At 60.5% G+C, this 16,372-nt stretch carries 19 protein-coding genes and 1 pseudogene; 6 read left to right on the top strand and 14 right to left on the bottom strand.

What is annotated here, in order from left to right:
- Positions 1–8: 8 nt before the first annotated feature.
- The gene (gene ligD / locus ACSQ2Z_RS04715) at positions 9–2,642 is read left to right on the top strand and encodes a DNA ligase D (RefSeq protein ID WP_436080138.1); all 2,634 of its coding nucleotides are present in this window, start codon (positions 9–11) and stop codon (positions 2,640–2,642) included.
- Here ligD and ybgC read toward each other — a convergent pair whose 3' ends face one another.
- Positions 2,643–3,086, bottom strand: a complete 444-nt coding sequence (ybgC, locus tag ACSQ2Z_RS04710; RefSeq protein WP_436080137.1) for a tol-pal system-associated acyl-CoA thioesterase — start codon at positions 3,084–3,086, stop codon at positions 2,643–2,645. It lies immediately after the preceding gene.
- 123 nt (positions 3,087–3,209) lie between these two features.
- Here ybgC and ACSQ2Z_RS04705 point away from each other — a divergent pair, with 123 nt between their 5' ends.
- The 3 genes from ACSQ2Z_RS04705 to ACSQ2Z_RS04695 are packed head-to-tail and all read left to right on the top strand — an operon-like array spanning position 3,210 to position 6,201.
- Entirely contained in the window at positions 3,210–4,430 is a 1,221-nt protein-coding gene (locus tag ACSQ2Z_RS04705; protein ID WP_436080136.1) for an NAD-dependent epimerase/dehydratase family protein, read from the top strand.
- A complete protein-coding gene (locus ACSQ2Z_RS04700; RefSeq protein ID WP_436080135.1) occupies positions 4,427–5,314 on the top strand; it encodes a glycosyltransferase in 888 nt (295 codons plus the stop codon). The genes ACSQ2Z_RS04705 and ACSQ2Z_RS04700 overlap by 4 nt, the downstream gene beginning before the upstream one ends.
- On the top strand, positions 5,311–6,201 hold the full coding sequence (locus ACSQ2Z_RS04695; RefSeq protein WP_436080134.1) for an NAD-dependent epimerase/dehydratase family protein: 891 nt from the start codon (positions 5,311–5,313) through the stop codon (positions 6,199–6,201). Before ACSQ2Z_RS04700 ends, ACSQ2Z_RS04695 begins: the two co-directional genes overlap by 4 nt.
- A gap of 41 nt (positions 6,202–6,242) precedes the next feature.
- Here ACSQ2Z_RS04695 and ACSQ2Z_RS04690 read toward each other — a convergent pair.
- The 8 genes and pseudogenes from ACSQ2Z_RS04690 to ruvC all read right to left on the bottom strand — a co-directional run.
- Positions 6,243–6,374 (bottom strand): annotated as a pseudogene (locus tag ACSQ2Z_RS04690) (metallophosphoesterase); the annotation flags it as partial.
- A 24-nt stretch (positions 6,375–6,398) separates the two neighbouring features.
- Positions 6,399–7,439, bottom strand: coding sequence for a Holliday junction branch migration DNA helicase RuvB (gene ruvB, locus ACSQ2Z_RS04685; RefSeq protein WP_436080133.1), 1,041 nt, complete (start codon positions 7,437–7,439; stop codon positions 6,399–6,401).
- On the bottom strand, positions 7,436–7,840 hold the full coding sequence (locus ACSQ2Z_RS04680; protein WP_436080132.1) for a PIN domain-containing protein: 405 nt from the start codon (positions 7,838–7,840) through the stop codon (positions 7,436–7,438). Before ACSQ2Z_RS04680 ends, ruvB begins: the two co-directional genes overlap by 4 nt.
- Positions 7,837–8,121: an AbrB/MazE/SpoVT family DNA-binding domain-containing protein gene (locus tag ACSQ2Z_RS04675; RefSeq protein WP_436080131.1), complete on the bottom strand. Its 285-nt coding sequence runs from the start codon at positions 8,119–8,121 to the stop codon at positions 7,837–7,839. The genes ACSQ2Z_RS04680 and ACSQ2Z_RS04675 overlap by 4 nt, the downstream gene beginning before the upstream one ends.
- A 73-nt stretch (positions 8,122–8,194) precedes the next feature.
- Positions 8,195–8,812, bottom strand: a complete 618-nt coding sequence (gene ruvA, locus ACSQ2Z_RS04670; RefSeq protein ID WP_436080130.1) for a Holliday junction branch migration protein RuvA — start codon at positions 8,810–8,812, stop codon at positions 8,195–8,197.
- A gap of 13 nt (positions 8,813–8,825) precedes the next feature.
- Positions 8,826–9,236 carry a type II toxin-antitoxin system VapC family toxin gene (locus ACSQ2Z_RS04665; RefSeq protein ID WP_436080129.1) on the bottom strand — a complete coding sequence of 137 codons (411 nt, stop codon included), beginning with the start codon at positions 9,234–9,236 and terminating at the stop codon, positions 8,826–8,828.
- Between the two features lie 4 nt (positions 9,237–9,240).
- Positions 9,241–9,492 carry an AbrB/MazE/SpoVT family DNA-binding domain-containing protein gene (locus ACSQ2Z_RS04660; RefSeq protein WP_436080128.1) on the bottom strand — a complete coding sequence of 84 codons (252 nt, stop codon included), beginning with the start codon at positions 9,490–9,492 and terminating at the stop codon, positions 9,241–9,243.
- Between the two features lie 57 nt (positions 9,493–9,549).
- On the bottom strand, positions 9,550–10,062 hold the full coding sequence (ruvC, locus tag ACSQ2Z_RS04655) for a crossover junction endodeoxyribonuclease RuvC (RefSeq protein WP_436080127.1): 513 nt from the start codon (positions 10,060–10,062) through the stop codon (positions 9,550–9,552).
- A gap of 173 nt (positions 10,063–10,235) precedes the next feature.
- Between ruvC and ACSQ2Z_RS04650 the strand changes: the two genes are divergently transcribed.
- On the top strand, positions 10,236–11,237 hold the full coding sequence (locus tag ACSQ2Z_RS04650; RefSeq protein WP_436080126.1) for an LLM class flavin-dependent oxidoreductase: 1,002 nt from the start codon (positions 10,236–10,238) through the stop codon (positions 11,235–11,237).
- A 49-nt stretch (positions 11,238–11,286) separates the two neighbouring features.
- On the opposite strand, the gene ACSQ2Z_RS04645 is transcribed toward ACSQ2Z_RS04650, so the two are convergent.
- The 5 genes from ACSQ2Z_RS04645 to ACSQ2Z_RS04625 all read right to left on the bottom strand — a co-directional run bounded on the left by ACSQ2Z_RS04645 (position 11,287) and on the right by ACSQ2Z_RS04625 (position 15,004).
- Complete coding sequence (locus ACSQ2Z_RS04645; protein ID WP_436080125.1) at positions 11,287–12,033, bottom strand: YebC/PmpR family DNA-binding transcriptional regulator; 747 nt, start codon at positions 12,031–12,033, stop codon at positions 11,287–11,289.
- Between the two features lie 87 nt (positions 12,034–12,120).
- Positions 12,121–12,597 (bottom strand): hypothetical protein, encoded by a 477-nt coding sequence (locus ACSQ2Z_RS04640; protein ID WP_436080124.1) that lies wholly within the window; start codon positions 12,595–12,597, stop codon positions 12,121–12,123.
- A 30-nt stretch (positions 12,598–12,627) separates the two neighbouring features.
- Positions 12,628–13,467: an MBL fold metallo-hydrolase gene (locus ACSQ2Z_RS04635; protein ID WP_436080123.1), complete on the bottom strand. Its 840-nt coding sequence runs from the start codon at positions 13,465–13,467 to the stop codon at positions 12,628–12,630.
- Positions 13,468–13,590: 123 nt separating this feature from the next.
- Positions 13,591–14,415 carry a TIGR00282 family metallophosphoesterase gene (locus ACSQ2Z_RS04630; RefSeq protein ID WP_436080122.1) on the bottom strand — a complete coding sequence of 275 codons (825 nt, stop codon included), beginning with the start codon at positions 14,413–14,415 and terminating at the stop codon, positions 13,591–13,593.
- Positions 14,393–15,004: a 5-formyltetrahydrofolate cyclo-ligase gene (locus ACSQ2Z_RS04625; RefSeq protein WP_436080121.1), complete on the bottom strand. Its 612-nt coding sequence runs from the start codon at positions 15,002–15,004 to the stop codon at positions 14,393–14,395. The genes ACSQ2Z_RS04630 and ACSQ2Z_RS04625 overlap by 23 nt, the downstream gene beginning before the upstream one ends.
- 468 nt (positions 15,005–15,472) lie before the next feature.
- Here ACSQ2Z_RS04625 and ACSQ2Z_RS04620 point away from each other — a divergent pair, with 468 nt between their 5' ends.
- Positions 15,473–16,354 (top strand): LysR family transcriptional regulator, encoded by an 882-nt coding sequence (locus ACSQ2Z_RS04620; RefSeq protein ID WP_436080120.1) that lies wholly within the window; start codon positions 15,473–15,475, stop codon positions 16,352–16,354.
- Positions 16,355–16,372: the final 18 nt, after the last annotated feature.

Genomic DNA, 16,372 nt, shown 5'->3' with positions numbered 1-16,372 from the left:
GCACTATCATGGTTCAGCAGCACGATTCCCTGACCGAATACAATCGCAAGCGCGACTTCACCAAAACATCGGAGCCGAAGGGCGCGGCCAGGCGATCCAAGTCGGGCAGACTTTTTTTGATCCAGAAACATGATGCGACCCGGCTGCATTATGATTTCCGGCTGGAATGGAAGGGTGTGCTGAAAAGCTGGGCCGTTACGCGCGGCCCGAGCCTCGACCCGCAAGACAAGCGCCTTGCCGTGCGCACCGAAGACCATCCGCTGGCCTATGGCGACTTCGAGGGCACCATCCCGAAGGAGCAGTATGGCGGTGGCACGGTGATGCTGTGGGACACCGGCTGGTGGGAGCCGGATAACGACCCGGACGACGGGCTGGAGGAAGGCAAGCTGAAATTCCACATCCACGGCCAGCGCCTGCGCGGCGGATGGACGCTGGTGCGCATGAGACCACGCGAGGGCGAAAAACGCGAAAACTGGCTGCTGATCAAGGAAGACGACGAGGAGGCCGACCCCGACGGCGAAAGCCTGCTCAGGGCAAAGCTGACCAGCATCAAGACCGGCCGGTCGATGGACGAGATCGCCGCGGGCCGGGGCGAAAAGAAGGCCCGCATCTGGCAGTCCAACAAAAGCACTGCCGAAAACGTCAAGGCGGGTGCCGTCGCTACGGAGGAAAAGCCGCCCCGCCCGAGCGCAAACGTGCAGACGGGCATAAAACCGGCGTTTCAAAGGCCGCAGCTCGCGACGTTGGTTTCCGATGCCCCGGATGACGATGACTGGCTGAACGAAGCAAAATTCGATGGCTACCGGCTGATGATCGCCATCGGCAAGGGGGGCGTCAACTGCTTCACCCGCACCGGCCTCGACTGGACGGAAAAATTCCCCGACATCGTCGAGGGTTTTTCCGACCTCGATTGCAAGAGTGCACTGATCGACGGCGAAGCGGTCGCCGCTTCAGGAGAAGGCTCCAAATTTTCCGCCCTGCAGAAGGCGCTGAAGGGCGGCGGGGAGACGCGGTTCTATGCCTTCGACCTGTTGTCTCTTGACGGCAAGGATCTGCGCAAGAAGCCGCTGATCGAACGCAAGCGGGCGCTCAGGACGCTGATCGAGACGCTGGGCGGTAGCCGGTCGGTCCAATATAGCGAACATGTCCAGGGCAACGGCAAGAAGGTCTTCCAGGCCATGTGCAGGGCCGGACAGGAGGGCATCATCGCCAAGCGGGCGGATGCCCCCTATCGCGAGGGACGCGTCGGCAGCTGGCTGAAGATCAAATGCACCAAAAGACAGGAGTTCGTCATCGGCGGCTATTCACCCTCCGACAAACGCGGCCGCCCCTTCGCCTCGCTCTTGGTCGGCGCCTATCAGGGAGGCAAGTTCGTCTATCAGGGCCGCGTCGGGACCGGTTTCGATGAAGGCACGATGGAAGATCTGGCGTCCCGTTTTGCCAGGCTGAAAATCGAGAAACCCGCTTTCGAGACGGTGCCGCGTGAGATCGCGCGCGGCGCCGTCTGGCTCAAACCAAAACTTGTCGCCGAGATCGACTTCACCGAATTCACCGATGATGGCCATATCCGCCACGCAGCGTTCGAAGGCCTGCGCGAGGACAAGGAGGCAACCGCCGTGACACTGGAATCCGAAAAACCCGTTTCCACGACATCCGCGGAAAAGAAGGCGGCCAAGCTCAAAGCGCCCCCGGACGTAACCGCGTCCGCGAGCAAAACGGCGGCCGAGCGCAAGGAAACCGATGCCGAAGGCGATGTTCTCGGTATCCGCATTTCCCATGCCGACCGTCTGCTCTTTTCGGATCCGGACATCACCAAGATCGATCTCGCGCGCTATTATGGCGTCGTCGCCGACCGGATGCTGCCGTTTGCCGGCAGACATCCGGCCTCGATCCTGCGCTGCCCGCAAGGGCCGGACCATCAATGCTTCTACCAGAAGCATGCCGGCGACGGATTCCCGGACGAAATCCATCAGGTGCCGATCGAGAAATCGGACGGCGACGTTGCCAACTACCTCTATGTCGATGACGCCGAAGGCCTCATCGCTGCCGTGCAGATGGGCACGGTCGAATTCCACATCTGGGGCTCGACCGTCGACAGGCTCGATGCCGCCGACCGCCTCGTCTTCGATCTCGATCCCGATCCGAGCGTGACATTTGAAACCGTGAAGACGGCGGCCGTCGATCTGCGCAAGACACTGGAGGATATCGGCCTGAAATCGCTCGCCATGGTTTCGGGCGGCAAGGGTATTCACGTCATCGTGCCGCTTTCCCGCAACGCGCCGTGGGAAGACGCCAAGGCCTTTGCCAAGGCGCTGTCCGTCAAGATCGCCGATCAGGACCCGGACCACTACATCGCCACCATGTCGAAGGCGAAACGCAAGGGCCGCATCTTCATCGACTGGCTGCGCAATGAACGCAGCGCAACCGCCGTCGTTCCCTATTCCATCCGAGCCCGCAAGAGCGGTCCGGTCGCGACACCGGTGACGTGGGAGGAACTGGCCGATCTCGACGCCGCCAACAGCTTCCATATTCCGGATATCCTCGGCAGGATCGAAGAGGCAAACGACCCGTGGGCTGAGGCAAAGGACTGGAAACAGAGCCTGACCAAGGCGATGCTGAAAGTGGTAGGTGCCGAGAGCTGATCAGCCCTGCCCCAAAAACTTCTTGCCCAGCGCTTCCGGCAGCCGCCGCGGTCGGCCCTGGCCGTTGATCACGGCGATGATGACCTTGGCGGCGATCAGCAGCGTGCCCTCGCGGCGAATTTCCTGTTGCAGCACCATTTTGGCGCCGCCCGCCTTTTCCGTCGTCGTGGTGATCGTCAGGATGTCGTCCATGCGCGCCGGCGCCTTGAAATCGATCTCCATGCGATGGACGACGAAGACGAGACCTTCCACGTCCCCCTCGATCGCCAGCGTCGCCTGCTCGACACCAAGCAGCCGCAGATAGTCTGTGCGGGCCCGCTCCATGAAATGCAAATAGCGGGCGTGATAGACGACACCGGAGAAATCCGTGTCCTCGTAATAGACCCGCTGCACCAGCCGGTGCCCATGATCTGTCAGTTCGCCGGAAAGCGCGATCAACGTCATTCAGAACCTCGGAAGTTTTCTTTTTCCTGTGGCGGAACAAAAGCCGTTTGGCAAGCATTGTCGTCCTGTCACATTCCATCCCTATCACCGTCACATCGTTTCCACGTGAAGGAGATTCCCTGCATGAAAATTGCTGTCCTTGGCGGTGATGGCTTCGTCGGCTGGCCGACGGCCCTGCATCTCTCCGATGCCGGGCATGACATTCACATTCTCGACAATCTCTCGCGCCGCTGGATCGACACCGAGCTCGGGGTCCAGTCGCTCACTCCGATGGATTCCATTCAGGAACGAACCCGCATCTGGCACGCCGAAACCGGCCGCCGCATCCATTTCCACCCCGTCGATCTCGCCCGCGACTACGAACTCCTGAAAAACTGGCTCGCCGAAAATCGCCCCGACGCCGTCATCCATTTCGCCGAACAGCGCGCAGCCCCCTATTCGATGAAGAGCGACCGGCACAAGAACTACACGGTCAACAACAACGTCAACGCGACCCATAACCTCTTGAACGCCTTGGTCGAGATCGGCCTCGACGCGCATCTCGTCCATCTCGGCACCATGGGCGTCTATGGCTATTCGACCGTCGGCGCGGCAATCCCGGAAGGCTACCTGCCGGTCGGCATCGAGACTGAGGATGGCCGCACCGTCGCCCAGGACATCCTCTACCCAGCCAATCCCGGCTCGATCTACCACATGACCAAGTGCCTCGATCAGCTCCTGTTCCAGTTCTATGCCAAAAACGACGGCATGCGGATCACCGACCTCCATCAGGGCATCGTCTGGGGCACTCACACCGAACAGACCCGCCGCCATACCCAGCTGATCAACCGTTTCGACTATGATGGCGACTATGGCACCGTGCTCAACCGCTTCCTTATCCAGGCCGCGATCGGCTATCCGCTGACGGTGCACGGCACCGGCGGCCAGACCCGCGCCTTCATCCATATCCAGGATTCGGTGCGCTGCATCGAGCTCGCTTTGATGAACCCGCCGCAGCGCGGCGCCCGCGTGGAAATCTTCAACCAGATGACCGAGACCCACCGGATCCGCGACCTGGCGGAAATGATCGCGGGCCTGACCGGCTCCGAGATCGCCTGGCTGCCCAATCCACGCAACGAAGCATCCGAGAACGATCTCGTCGTGCGCAACGAGAAGTTCCGGGATCTTGGTCTCAATCCGACCACGCTTCAGGACGGTCTGCTTGCGGAAATCGTCGATGTCGGCAAGAAATACGCCTACCGCGTCGATCGCAGCCGCGTCCCTGCCGTTTCGGCCTGGACAAAGGACATCGCCACCAAGATCAACCACGACCCGGAAGGCCGGAGGCTGAAATCGGTCTCATGACCCAGTCCACTCCGGTTTCAGAAGGCATCGTACCTTCCCGCGCCGCCGGTTCGCGCAATGCGTTCGTCACGCTCGTGACGAACGCCGACTACGCCATGGGAGCGACCGCCCTTGCCCGCTCCATAAGGCTGACGGACACCGGTGCCGATATCGTCGTCCTTCACACCGGCGGCGTGGAACCCTATCGGCTCATTCCGCTTGCCGGGCTCGGCTGCCGGCTCGTCGCCACCGAGCTCCTGCCTCTGTCGGACGCTTTCAACGAACGCCATTCCCGCCGGAATGTCCATGACACCGCTCCCTTTACCAAGGGCCGCAAACCCGACTTCCATTCGCCGCTCGACAATTTCTGCAAGCTGCGGCTCTGGCAACTGACCGAATACGACCGCTGCATCTTCATCGATGCCGACGCACTGGTTCTGAAGAATATCGATCGCTATTTCGGCTATCCCGAATTTTCCGCAGCACCGAATGTCTACGAGAGCCTTGCCGACTTTCACCGGCTGAACGCTGGCGTGTTCGTAGCCGCCCCGTCGCTTTCAACTTTCGAAGCCATGCTCGCACAGCTCGATGCTCCCGATGCTTTCTGGCCACGCACCGACCAGACCTTTCTGCAGAATTTCTTCCCGGACTGGCACGGCCTGCCTGTCACGATGAACATGCTGCAATATGTCTGGTTCAACTTGCCGGCGCTATGGGATTGGGCATCAATCGGCGTGCTGCATTACCAATATGAAAAACCTTGGGAAAAGGACCATCCGAAAGAAGAAAAGCTGCAACCTCTGATCGATCTCTGGCATGCTTTCTTCATTGGCGAGAAACTTCCGGAGATCGCCGACCTGCCAAATCCGGGGTCGCCAAACCTCGACGAGCTCAGGAAGTCATGACACGCGTTCTCGTTTCCGGCGGCACAGGCTATGCCGGCCGCTTCATCGTCGAGCACCTGCTGGAGCGCGGCTACAAAGTTACCGTCGGTGGCCGCACGGCGCCTGAACCGTGTTTCTTTTCGAAGGACGTTGCTTTTGTCCCTCTGCTGCTTGATCCCGAAGCAGACCAGATCGAGGCCTTCGACAACGTCTACTATTTCGTCCACGCGGCATTCGAACATCTGCCGGGAAGGTATCGTGGCGGCGAAGGCGATGATCCAGACGGATTTCGCCGCGCCAATCTGGATGGGACCGTGCGCTTGTTCGAGAGCGCGCGCGACGCCGGCGTCCGCCGCTGCGTCTTCCTGTCGAGCCGCGCCGCCTACGGCCCGCAAGCCGCCGGCGCCTTGCTGGAGGAAGGCATGCTTGCCAGGCCCGATACGCTGTATGGCGAAATCAAGCTGCAGGCCGAGCGCAGCCTGCTTTCGCTTTGCGGCCATGACTTTGTCACCGCCAGCCTACGGGCCACGGGAATCTACGGTCCCGCAGGCCCGGGCCGCACGCACAAATGGGCATCACTTTTCGAGGACTACTTGTCGGGAAGGATCGTTCCCCCGCGTATAGGGACCGAAGTGCATGGCGAAGATGTCGCCAAGGCCGTCCGGTTGATGTTGGAGGTCGATACGGTGCGGATCAACGGCGGGACGTTCAACGTGTCGGATATCCTGACCGGCAACCGCGAAATTCTCTCGATCCTGCAGCGGGTTACACACTGTCCGCATCCGCTGCCGGAACAGGCAGACGCATCCGGCTACAATCCGATGGGGTGCTGCAAGATCCAATCGCTTGGCTGGAGACCCGGCGGCAGGTATCTCCTGCGGCGGACGGTCGAACAACTGGCCGGATAACCGTGTGGCGGCGGCCGCAACGTCAGCCCAAAAGCCCGTTGCTATTCGTGGTCGACAACGACGGTTTCCGGCGGCGAGCCGAAGCGGATGGGCGCGAGCGAGCAGCCGAGCCTGCCCGAAACGATGAGGCTGCGGTCATCCTCGACGATGTGGCCATAAGCATGGCACTCACCCGACAAATTTGAGAGCCGCCTGACTCAATCATCCTCTTGGAACAGGCGGAACTGAGTGGCCTCAAGATCCTTAGGCACCTGCAATCCAAGATGTTTCCATGCATTTGCGGTCAAAACACGTCCGCGCGGCGTGCGCTGGATAAAACCCTGCTGGATCATATAGGGCTCGATGATATCCTCGATCGCATCGCGTGGTTCCGACAGCCCCGCCGCGATCGTTTCTATCCCGACCGGACCGCCGCCGAAATTGAGCGCGATCATCGTCAGATACCGCTTGTCCAACTGATCGAGGCCCATATTGTCGACCAGAAGCCGGGTCAATGCCTCGTCGGCGATCTGCTTGGTCACGGCTTCCGCCCTCGCCACCTCGGCGAAATCCCGCACCCGGCGCAACAGCCTGCCGGCAATACGCGGCGTGCCGCGCGAGCGCCGCGCGATTTCGCGGGCGCCGTCGTCGGTGATGCCGAGGCCCATCAGCCGGGCGCCGCGCCGGACGATCAGTTCCAGCTCCTCAACCGTATAGAAGCTCAGCCGCACCGGAATGCCGAAACGATCGCGCAACGGCGTGGTGAGAAGGCCGAGCCGGGTGGTGGCGGCAACCAGTGTGAACTTCGACAGGTCGATCTTCACCGAGCGTGCCGCCGGCCCTTCGCCGATGATCAGGTCGAGCTGAAAATCCTCCATCGCCGGATAGAGGATCTCCTCGACCGCCGGGTTGAGCCGGTGGATTTCATCGATGAACAGCACATCGCGGTCTTCGAGATTGGTCAGAAGCGCCGCAAGGTCCCCCGCCTTGGCGATCACAGGACCCGAGGTCGAGCGGAAATTGACGCCGAGCTCCTTGGCCATGATCTGCGCCAGCGTTGTCTTGCCGAGGCCGGGCGGACCGACGAACAGCACGTGATCCAGCGCCTCGCCACGGTTCTTCGCCGCCTGGATGAACACCTTCAGATTGGCGCGCGCCTCCGCCTGGCCGGTAAATTCGTCCAGCGACTGCGGCCGCAGCGTCGTATCGAGGTCTTCGCCCCGCTTTTCCGGTGTGATCAGACGTGCGGCATCGGTCATGCGAGGGGTTCCATTCCGGGGACTTTGCGTGCGGCCTTCACATCGAAGGTCTTGGTGGAGTGACAACCTTCCTCAAACGAGCGGCAGGCAATCACGGCATCTGCAAAATCTGCATTGTTTTTTTCGACAAGCCGAAGAGCCTTTACGACAAGCGTATGATTCTCGACGATGAGCCCGCGCGTGTGGAGCAACCGGTCAATGGCAAACGTAACATCTTTCCTGTCGTACCCGTATTGCGACCGAAGGGCCCAATCAAGCTCCAGCAATCCGATAAGTGTGACAAAAGCCGAATAGTCCCGCCCAAGACCTTCCCCGAACTGGAGTGCCGCTGCGCGCTGCACCGGATCGTCATTGACGAAAAACCGTATCACGATATTCGTGTCCAGCCCGAACACCGTCATGCCGAAGCGTCCGCTTCATCGTCGTCCTGCGTATCCACGACATTCGCGCCGCCGCCCTTCAAGACTGCAGAATCGATTTCGTCCAAGGTGGCCCGTCCTTTGGGGGGCTTTCCCAGCAGACCGGCAAGATCGTTGAAATCGATATTCTTGGGGGTAAGGACGACCTCGCCATCAACGACGGAATAGATCAACTGATCGCCGGGGCGGAGCTTCAAGGCCTCCCTCATTTCCTTCGGGATGGTCACCTGACCCTTCGGCGAAAGGGTAACTTCCCACCACATGGCGCAATCCTTCCAACGGAATTAGTTTTGGCGGAAATTCTAGCAAATTTCCGCCGATCACACAAACGGCCAGTCAGCGCGCCAGTTCCTTCAGCCCCAGCCGGATCAGCTTGGCGCTATCTGCGCCCTCGCCGCCATTCTTCAGCGCCGCGGCAACCGCGTTTGCAGCCTGATCGCGGGAGTAGCCGAGATTGCTCAGCGCCGAAACCGCATCGGCCACAGGTGCTGCAGCAACGCCTTCGCCAAGCTCCTGCTTCAGGCCGATATTGGCCGCCGCTTCACCGGCAAAGGCAGGTGCCTTGTTCTTGAGTTCGGTGACAATACGCACCGCGACCTTCGGGCCGACACCCGGCGCCCGCGACACGGATGTGTTGTCCTGCAAAGCGATCGCATTCGCCAGTTCGCCCGGCGTCAGAACCGAGAGGACTGCCAACGCCACCTTGGAGCCGACGCCCTGAACGCTCTGCAGCAGGCGGAACCATTCTCGCTCGAGCGCCGACAGGAAGCCGAACAGCCGCAATTGATCCTCCCGGACATAGGTCTCGATGAAGAGTGCGACCGCCTCGCCCGGCGAGCCTATCCTGGATAATGTCCGCGACGAGCAATGCGCGACATAGCCGATGCCGTGAACATCCACGACGACATGGTCGTCGCCGATCTCGTCGATCGTTCCCTTGAGTTTGCCGATCATGGCGAAAAATCCTTCATGGGTGGGTCTCCGGCGTGATCAGTTCGACGGAAGGAAAATAGGCCCGGTAGCCCTTTGGATCGCGGGTCAAAATGGTGTGGCCGCGAATGGCCGCGTGCGCACCGATGAGAAAATCGGGTAGCACCCGCTCGCGCCCACCGGCTTGCCTGTATTTACCAAAAGCCACTCCGGCTGCAAACGCCGCAGGCCAGGGGAGGTTTTCCCGACTGTATTGGGGTTCCGGCAAGAGGGCGTCCACCTCTTCCATTCGTTGATAACGCACCGAAAATTCCGAGTAGATGACCGGATTGATGACGACAGCGCCACGTTTTGCGGCGGCGATAAGCTGGGTTTTTGACCACCCCAACCAGGTCGGGTCGCGAACAGCTATATCGACCAGGACATTTGTATCCACCAAAGTCGCCATGAGATCAGCGGTCCCGTGTCATTTCCATAAGCTGGTTCGCGTCGACCTCCTGATCGCCCGTTCCTTCAAGCCGTTGCAATGTCTCAAGAAATCGCTCAAGGCGAACGCGGTCTTCCTGTTCCTGCCGGCCGTCTTTGGGAACAATGGTCAACTTGCCGCCCTCCATTAAAAAAAGGACCTCGCTATTGGGCGCTATACCCGCCAGCTCTCGCAGGTCCCGGGGAATAGTAACTTGACCTTTCGACGTAACGCGCATCGACATGCTCCTTCAAAGTAAGAAATATCCTTACCATCAGAACAAGTCAAGAACAAATCAGCCTGCAAGCGCCGCCATCCGCATCCGTGCTGCACCGCGATTGTGGGCGTGGCAGATGGCGATCGCCAGCGCATCGGCGGCGTCATTGCCCTTGAATTCGGCCTTCGGCATCAGGATTTTCAGCATCATGTGAATCTGCTGCTTCTCGCCGTGGCCAACGCCGATCACTGCCTTCTTCACCGCATTCGGCGCATATTCGGAGACCTGCAAGCCGGCCCGGGCCGGCACCAGCATGGCGATGCCGCGCGCTTGGCCAAGCTTCAGCGTCGCCACCGCATCCTTGTTGACGAAGGTCTGCTCGACCGCCGCCTCATCCGGCTTGTGACTGTGGATCACCTCCGCCAATCCGTCATGCAACTGGCAAAGGCGCGAAGCAAGGTCCATCTCGCCATCGGATGTGACGGTGCCGGAGGCGACGAACCGCAAGGAGTTGCCGAGCGTGTCAATGATGCCCCACCCGGTGCGGCGAAGTCCCGGGTCGATACCGATGATGCGAATCGTATTCTGCATGCTCAAATCCTATTCCCGATGGCGGGACGCTGCCAGCAAAATGTGAACAAAACAAAAACATTCCCATGATTTAGCGGGAACTGATCTGCACCCTCTCTCCTCCGGCAGGCTTGGATTTACGAAATTCGATCTTACATAGGCCTCTATCAAAATCGTTGATCGAAGGATTTATCATGGTCCCCTTTTCCATCCTCGACCTTTCCCCGATCACACACGGGTCAAACGCCTCCCAGGCGCTGCAGAATTCACGCCGGCTTGCGCAAGAGGCGGAAGCGGCGGGCTACAAGCGCTTCTGGCTGGCGGAGCATCACGGCATGAAAGGTATAGCCAGTGCCGCGACCTCGATTGTCATTTCCCATGTTGCGGCGGGTACGAAGACGATCCGGGTCGGCTCCGGCGGCATCATGCTGCCGAACCATTCACCGCTGGTGATCGCCGAACAGTTCGGCACGCTGGCAGCCCTTTATCCCGGCCGCATCGATCTCGGTCTCGGCCGAGCACCCGGAACGGATATGCGCACTGCCGCAGCACTTCGCCGCAACATGGAGACGAGCGCCAACAATTTCCCGAACGATGTGGTCGAACTTCAGGCGCTGCTCGGCCCGGCCAAGGAAGATCAGGCTCTGATCGCCGTTCCCGGCGCCGACAGCAACGTGCCGATCTGGCTGCTCGGTTCCAGCCATTTCAGCGCCCATCTTGCCGGCATGCTCGGCCTGCCCTTCGCCTTCGCTTCGCATTTCGCGCCGGATATGCTTCTGTCCGCGCTGGAGATCTATCGCGAGCGCTTCGAGCCGTCGCAATATCTCGATCAGCCGTATGCCATGGTCGGCATCATGGGCGTCGCTGCCGGTACCGACGACGAAGCCAGCCATCTCTTCACCTCGATGCAGCAATCTTTCGTGGCCCTTCGTCGCAATGCGCGCGGCCAGTTTCCGCCGCCGGTGGACTCCATGGACGGGTTATGGAGCGAGACGGAAAAGGTCTTCGTCGATCACGCGATGACCTACGCAGTCGTCGGTGGCCCGGCGGCGATCAGGACAAAGCTCGACCGGTTCCTCGACCAGACGAAGGCTGATGAGCTGATCATTTCCATGCCGATCTACGATATGGAGGCACGGCTGAAATCTGTGCGCCTGTTTGCCGAGGCGCAACAGGACTTGGCAAAAGCCGCATAAAAAAGCCCGGCTGAAAACCGGGCCCTTTGCCATGACATGATTTAACTGATCAGGCCGAAAGTTTGGCCATGACTTCGTCGGAGACTTCGAAATTGGTGTAGACGTTCTGGACGTCGTCGTCGTCTTCCAGCGTGTCGATCAGTTTCATCAGCGACTGCGCGCGCTCTTCGTCGACCGGCATGGTGTTCTGGGCCCGCCAGATCGCCTTGACCATGTCTGCTTCGCCGAGCGTTGCTTCCAAGGCCTTAGACACTTCGCCGATATCCTCGAACCCGCAGGTGATAAAGTGACCGTCTTCGTCGGTCGTCACGTCTTCGGCGCCGGCTTCGATCGCCGCGTCCATGACCTTGTCGGCGCTGCCGGCCGACAGCTTGTAGGCGATTTCGCCGACGCGGTCGAAGGAGAAGGAAACCGACCCGGTTTCACCGAGCGCGCCGCCAGCCTTGGTGAAGGTCGAACGGACGTTGGAGGCGGTGCGGTTGCGATTGTCGGTCAGCGCCTCGACGATGACGGCAACGCCGCCCGGACCGTAACCTTCGTAACGCACGGCCTCGTAGTTTTCGCCGTCGGCGCCGGAACCCTTCTTGATGGCGCGCTCGATATTGTCCTTCGGCATCGACTGTGCCTTGGCGTTCTGGATCGCCAGGCGCAGGCGCGCGTTCATGGTCGGGTCAGGCAGGCCGCCCTTGACCGCGACAGTGATTTCGCGCGCAAGCTTGGAGAACATTTTCGACCGCACTGCGTCCTGACGGCCCTTGCGGTGCATGATGTTTTTGAACTGTGAATGGCCGGCCATGGCGCCCTCTTCGCATACTTGTCATGTTTGGATTTGGGCGCCTTATAGTTTCATTGGCGCTTTGCGTCCAGCAGGCACCACTTTTTTTCAGTTGGCGTCGATCCGCCGGCGGCTGAGAAAGAAGGAGTGACCGCCATCGCGCTCGCAGGAAAGGCCCCTGCGGGTGGAGAGGCAGGAGAACGGTCCCGCCGTCCAGGTCTGGCCATAATCGAGTACCGGGCCGGCGGAGCAGCAGCTCTGGTCGCCTACATCGTGAAAGAGGTTGGCCGCACCGTTGCGCGACAGCGTCGCCCGAACATAACGCGGCGCGGCGCGGTCGCAGGAGAGTTCAGGGCCGCCGTCGGCTGGCTGGTAGACCTCCGTTCCACCCTCCGGCGTATAGACACAGCCGATATTGCCGGATGGCAGCACGAATTCCTGCCTCCGGCCGAACGATTTCGTTTCCGGCACGGCGACGTTCTTGTCGCCTTCCGCCGTCGGCATACGCGGTGGCGGGGCTCCCTCGGCCACAGCAAGGGATGTCATGGAAAGAATGGCAAGCATACAGACGGCGAAAAATCTCATTCCATGATTCCTAACAATGTGTCCCCGAAGTCACACGCCCTGCAGGATATAAATCAGCGGCTTCTTTGGCAAGGAACGCAGGGAAACCGTGACGCTCGCTTCCGTCGCAAAGCTCTTGTCGAAGCCATCGCCGGACATCTGAAGGAAATTCGCGACCGGCGGCCCGCGCCGATGCATCGGCAGGATCAGCGCGGAGCGTAGCCGCGTCACAACGCGGCTCATGCTTTCCGCACCCATGGTCAGACCGCCATCGACCGGCACCATCAGCACGTCAAGGCGGCCGATCTCGGCATAGTCGGTATCATCGAGTTCGTGATGCAGGTGGCCGAGATGGCCGATACAGAGACCTGCGACTTCGAAAATGAAAATGGAATTGCCGTCCGGCTCCATCATCCCGCTGCCAGCGCGAATGTCGGTCGTCACGTTGCGGATATAGGTGTCGCCGATAACGACATCATGATCCGCCGGCTCGCCGTCGCCACCCCATCCATGCAGGACATGCTTGATCGCCGGATCGGGCGTCAGCGTGTAGTGGCTGGAATGCGCCTTGTTCATCGTCACCACATCCGGCGTCTTCGGCGGCGCATACCAGCCGCTATAGTCCGTCGCGATCGATAAACCGCCGGGCGTTTCGATGAGAAAAGTCGAATGGCCGATATAGGTGATCTTCACCTCGTCGCTGACGACGGCTTGCACATTAAGCGCAGCCCGCGGGTTGAAACTGGCAAAGGCGACATCGGGAAGCGCCTCAGCGATCGCCTGGCACTGGCTGATCGGCCGGGTCGAATTCTGCGCACGCGCCGGCATCGGCCAGAGAAAATGCAAAAGCGCGATGGCGGCAAACGGGAGGAGGAGATATCGCAGCATCATGCACCCCGCAGTCAAGGATTTGCATGGGCCTTGAGGATAGGCACGATGAAAGCTACGTCCAGCAGCGATTGTGTGCGGCTGCTCACAATCGCGTCATTGCCTTCTTGTTCCGCCGAGGCGGTTTCATACCCAGAACCCCGGTATCGTCTCCGCCAGCCGCGGCCCGATCCGGAGAGGGGCGATGTTTTCCGCAAGGCCAGTGCGATCGGAAATCTCGACGCCGACGCCGCAGATGGTGGCAGGACCGGACGCCGCCTCGAAGCGGCCTTTCGGCATTTTCGAGATGAAGCGGTTCAGCGGCTCTTCCTTCTCCATCCCGAGCGAGCTGTCATAGTCGCCGCACATGCCGGCATCCGACATATAGGCCGTGCCGCCATTGAGGATCTGGTGGTCGGCGGTCGGCACATGCGTATGGGTGCCGACAACGAAGCTGGCGCGGCCGTCGACGAAATGGCCGAAGCACTGCTTCTCGCTGGTCGCTTCCGCGTGGAAATCGAAGACGACGGCATCGGCCTGTTCCTTCAGCGGACAGGCGTCAAGAATGGCTTCCGCCGCCTTGAAGGGATCATCCAGTTCCGGATGCATGAACACCCTGCCCATGACATTGGCGACGAGCACGCGCGCGCCGTTGCGGGCGAAATAGAGATTGGAGCCGCGGCCGGGCGTACCTGCCGGATAGTTGGCCGGGCGCAGGAACTGGTCGTGCCGCTCGCAGAAGGTAACGGCCTCCTTCTGGTCCCAGACATGGTTGCCGGTGGTCACGACATCGGCGCCGGCATTGATGGTTTCGAGAAAGATGTCCTCGGTGATGCCGAAGCCGCCGGCAGCATTCTCGCCGTTGACGATGACGAAATCGAGCTTCAGATCACTGATCAAACCGGGCAATCGGTCCCAGACCGCCGTTCGGCCGGTCTTGCCAACCATGTCACCCAGAAACAAAAGTCTCATATTTGCTTATTCCTAGCCCGAAGATCCTGAGCCCGCTTTCGGTCAGCAGGGCGTCCAGCGCCACATCGTGTGGCTCTGCGGGCACTGATGCCACTTCCTGGCAGTCGAATGCAATCCCGATCAGCCTTGGCATATGGCCTTTCCGGCGCAAACGTTCGATCGCGCGGTCGTAATATCCGGCGCCGTAGCCAATCCTGTGACCCGTTCTGTCGAAGGCCGACAGCGGCACCAGCATGATGTCGGGATCAAGCACCGGCGCATCCTCGCCCGGGCCGGTGGTGCCGAAACCGGTTTCGATGATCGGAACACCGGGCACGAGTGCCCGAAAAACAATGGTCTTCTTGTCGAGAATGACGGGAAGGCACAGCCGCGCGCCGCGCTCGCGCAGGCGTGTCATCAGCGGCCGGATATCGACTTCCGAGCGGATCGGCCAGAAGCCGGAAATCACATGCCCGGGCTCGAACTCGATGACGTCGCCGGCATGGTCGAGCATTCTAAGGCTGGCTTTCAGCCGCGCGTCCGGCGTCATCGCATCGCGCAGCGCCAGCCGCTCCATTCGCAGCGCAGCCTTCAGTTCCCTCGGTGTCATGCACATACCCTCTTACAGCGAATGTCTATTTCTAGTGCATCCAACCGGCAGAGGGAAACCGCGCCGCCGTCGCTTCTACAACTTTTTGCGACGAAAAGGTCTCTCTCTCTCTCTCTCTCTCTCTCTCAACCTTATTTCACAACATCCAAAAACGCTGCCTTGCACCATCCTGAGCCTGATCCCGTCTGCAATCGACGTCTGCCTTGTCGATCCCGATATCATCGAGCAGATGCGCGTTCTCGCGCCGTAATATCTGGGCCAATGCTCGCCGTGCCAGGCGCCCTGCCCGCCATTCCTCAATGCCGCGCCAAAAATGCTCCGTCATTCTGACGGACCGTCGCCGTGCCCTGTGATCGTGCTTCATATCCGAAACTCCCATAGGTTCTCGCAGAGTATCGGACTTGCGTTGACATCAATCCAACAAATTGCAACGATGTCTATCATTCGAAAACATGATGGCTGGCTGCGGTGTTTCCTCCTCTTGAAAGCGATCTTCTGAGAACCTTCGTCGCGGTGGCCGACAGCGGCAATTTTACCAAGGCGGGGAAGACGGTTGGCCGGACGCAGTCCGCTGTCAGCGTGCAGATCAAGAAACTGGAGGACATTCTTGGCGAGCCGCTGTTCGAGCGCGGATCGCGCGGCGTCAACATGACGGGTCACGGTGCGCGGCTTCTCGACAATGCGCGCCGCATCGTCTCCCTGCTCGATGATACCGCTGCGTCCATCCGACAGCCCGCCCTCGACGGCTCGGTGAGGATCGGAATCTCGGAAGAATACATCAATTCGGCCCTGCCGAAGGCTCTCGGCGCCTTCGCCGCCATTCATCCGGGCGTCGAAGTCACAGTGCAGCAGGGCGTCTCAATATCCAATCTGGCGGCTCTCGAGGCAGGCGAAATCGATATAGCGGTCGTTTTCGAACCCGGCGGCCATCCGAAGAACGAAGTTCTGATGGTTGATCCGACCGTCTGGGTGACGTCGGACCAGCATCAGATCCACGAGCGCCATCCCGTGCCGATCGCCACCTATACCTATCTGAAAGGCGGATGGTGCGACGCTCTGGCGCTGAAGAACCTGAAGAGACGCGGCATCGAAAGCCGCGTCGCCTATATCAGCCGCGCCAGCAACGGCCTGATCGCCGCCGTGACATCCGGCCTCGCCATCGCTCCGCTTACCCGCAGCAGCATCCCCGTCGGGTGCCGGGAACTGACGGCCGCAGAAGGGTACGACGTCATCGACTTTTCGAATGTGGTGCTGAAGACCAGGGCGCGAAGCGGAAACAAGCGGATCGTTGAAAGTATGGCCAACGCCATTCGCGAGGCTTTCCGCGCTCCGCCGGCGGCTCACACCTGACTTGCGCCGGAAAGGAAA

It is taken from the genome of Pararhizobium sp. LjRoot235 (assembly GCF_964254145.1).
Taxonomy (GTDB): domain Bacteria; phylum Pseudomonadota; class Alphaproteobacteria; order Rhizobiales; family Rhizobiaceae; genus Pararhizobium.
This window is presented reverse-complemented; position numbering and strand designations above follow the sequence as displayed.

What these genes read in the sequence shown, in the direction of transcription:
- ruvB (WP_436080133.1), bottom strand. Translation starts at nt 7,439, where the DNA reads ATGACCGATGCCGCACGTCTGATCACACCGGAAAAGCGGGGCGAAGAC.
- ACSQ2Z_RS04625 (WP_436080121.1), bottom strand. Translation starts at nt 15,004, where the DNA reads ATGACACCGAGGGAACTGAAGGCTGCGCTGCGAATGGAGCGGCTGGCG.
- ACSQ2Z_RS04645 (WP_436080125.1), bottom strand. Translation starts at nt 12,033, where the DNA reads ATGGCCGGCCATTCACAGTTCAAAAACATCATGCACCGCAAGGGCCGT.
- ACSQ2Z_RS04650 (WP_436080126.1), top strand. Translation starts at nt 10,236, where the DNA reads ATGGTCCCCTTTTCCATCCTCGACCTTTCCCCGATCACACACGGGTCA.
- ACSQ2Z_RS04640 (WP_436080124.1), bottom strand. Translation starts at nt 12,597, where the DNA reads ATGAGATTTTTCGCCGTCTGTATGCTTGCCATTCTTTCCATGACATCC.
- ACSQ2Z_RS04665 (WP_436080129.1), bottom strand. Translation starts at nt 9,236, where the DNA reads ATGGCGACTTTGGTGGATACAAATGTCCTGGTCGATATAGCTGTTCGC.
- ACSQ2Z_RS04630 (WP_436080122.1), bottom strand. Translation starts at nt 14,415, where the DNA reads ATGAGACTTTTGTTTCTGGGTGACATGGTTGGCAAGACCGGCCGAACG.
- ACSQ2Z_RS04700 (WP_436080135.1), top strand. Translation starts at nt 4,427, where the DNA reads ATGACCCAGTCCACTCCGGTTTCAGAAGGCATCGTACCTTCCCGCGCC.
- ACSQ2Z_RS04695 (WP_436080134.1), top strand. Translation starts at nt 5,311, where the DNA reads ATGACACGCGTTCTCGTTTCCGGCGGCACAGGCTATGCCGGCCGCTTC.
- ligD (WP_436080138.1), top strand. Translation starts at nt 9, where the DNA reads ATGGTTCAGCAGCACGATTCCCTGACCGAATACAATCGCAAGCGCGAC.
- ruvC (WP_436080127.1), bottom strand. Translation starts at nt 10,062, where the DNA reads ATGCAGAATACGATTCGCATCATCGGTATCGACCCGGGACTTCGCCGC.
- ybgC (WP_436080137.1), bottom strand. Translation starts at nt 3,086, where the DNA reads ATGACGTTGATCGCGCTTTCCGGCGAACTGACAGATCATGGGCACCGG.
- ACSQ2Z_RS04635 (WP_436080123.1), bottom strand. Translation starts at nt 13,467, where the DNA reads ATGATGCTGCGATATCTCCTCCTCCCGTTTGCCGCCATCGCGCTTTTG.
- ACSQ2Z_RS04705 (WP_436080136.1), top strand. Translation starts at nt 3,210, where the DNA reads ATGAAAATTGCTGTCCTTGGCGGTGATGGCTTCGTCGGCTGGCCGACG.
- ACSQ2Z_RS04660 (WP_436080128.1), bottom strand. Translation starts at nt 9,492, where the DNA reads ATGCGCGTTACGTCGAAAGGTCAAGTTACTATTCCCCGGGACCTGCGA.
- ACSQ2Z_RS04675 (WP_436080131.1), bottom strand. Translation starts at nt 8,121, where the DNA reads ATGTGGTGGGAAGTTACCCTTTCGCCGAAGGGTCAGGTGACCATCCCG.
- ACSQ2Z_RS04680 (WP_436080132.1), bottom strand. Translation starts at nt 7,840, where the DNA reads ATGACGGTGTTCGGGCTGGACACGAATATCGTGATACGGTTTTTCGTC.
- ruvA (WP_436080130.1), bottom strand. Translation starts at nt 8,812, where the DNA reads ATGATCGGCAAACTCAAGGGAACGATCGACGAGATCGGCGACGACCAT.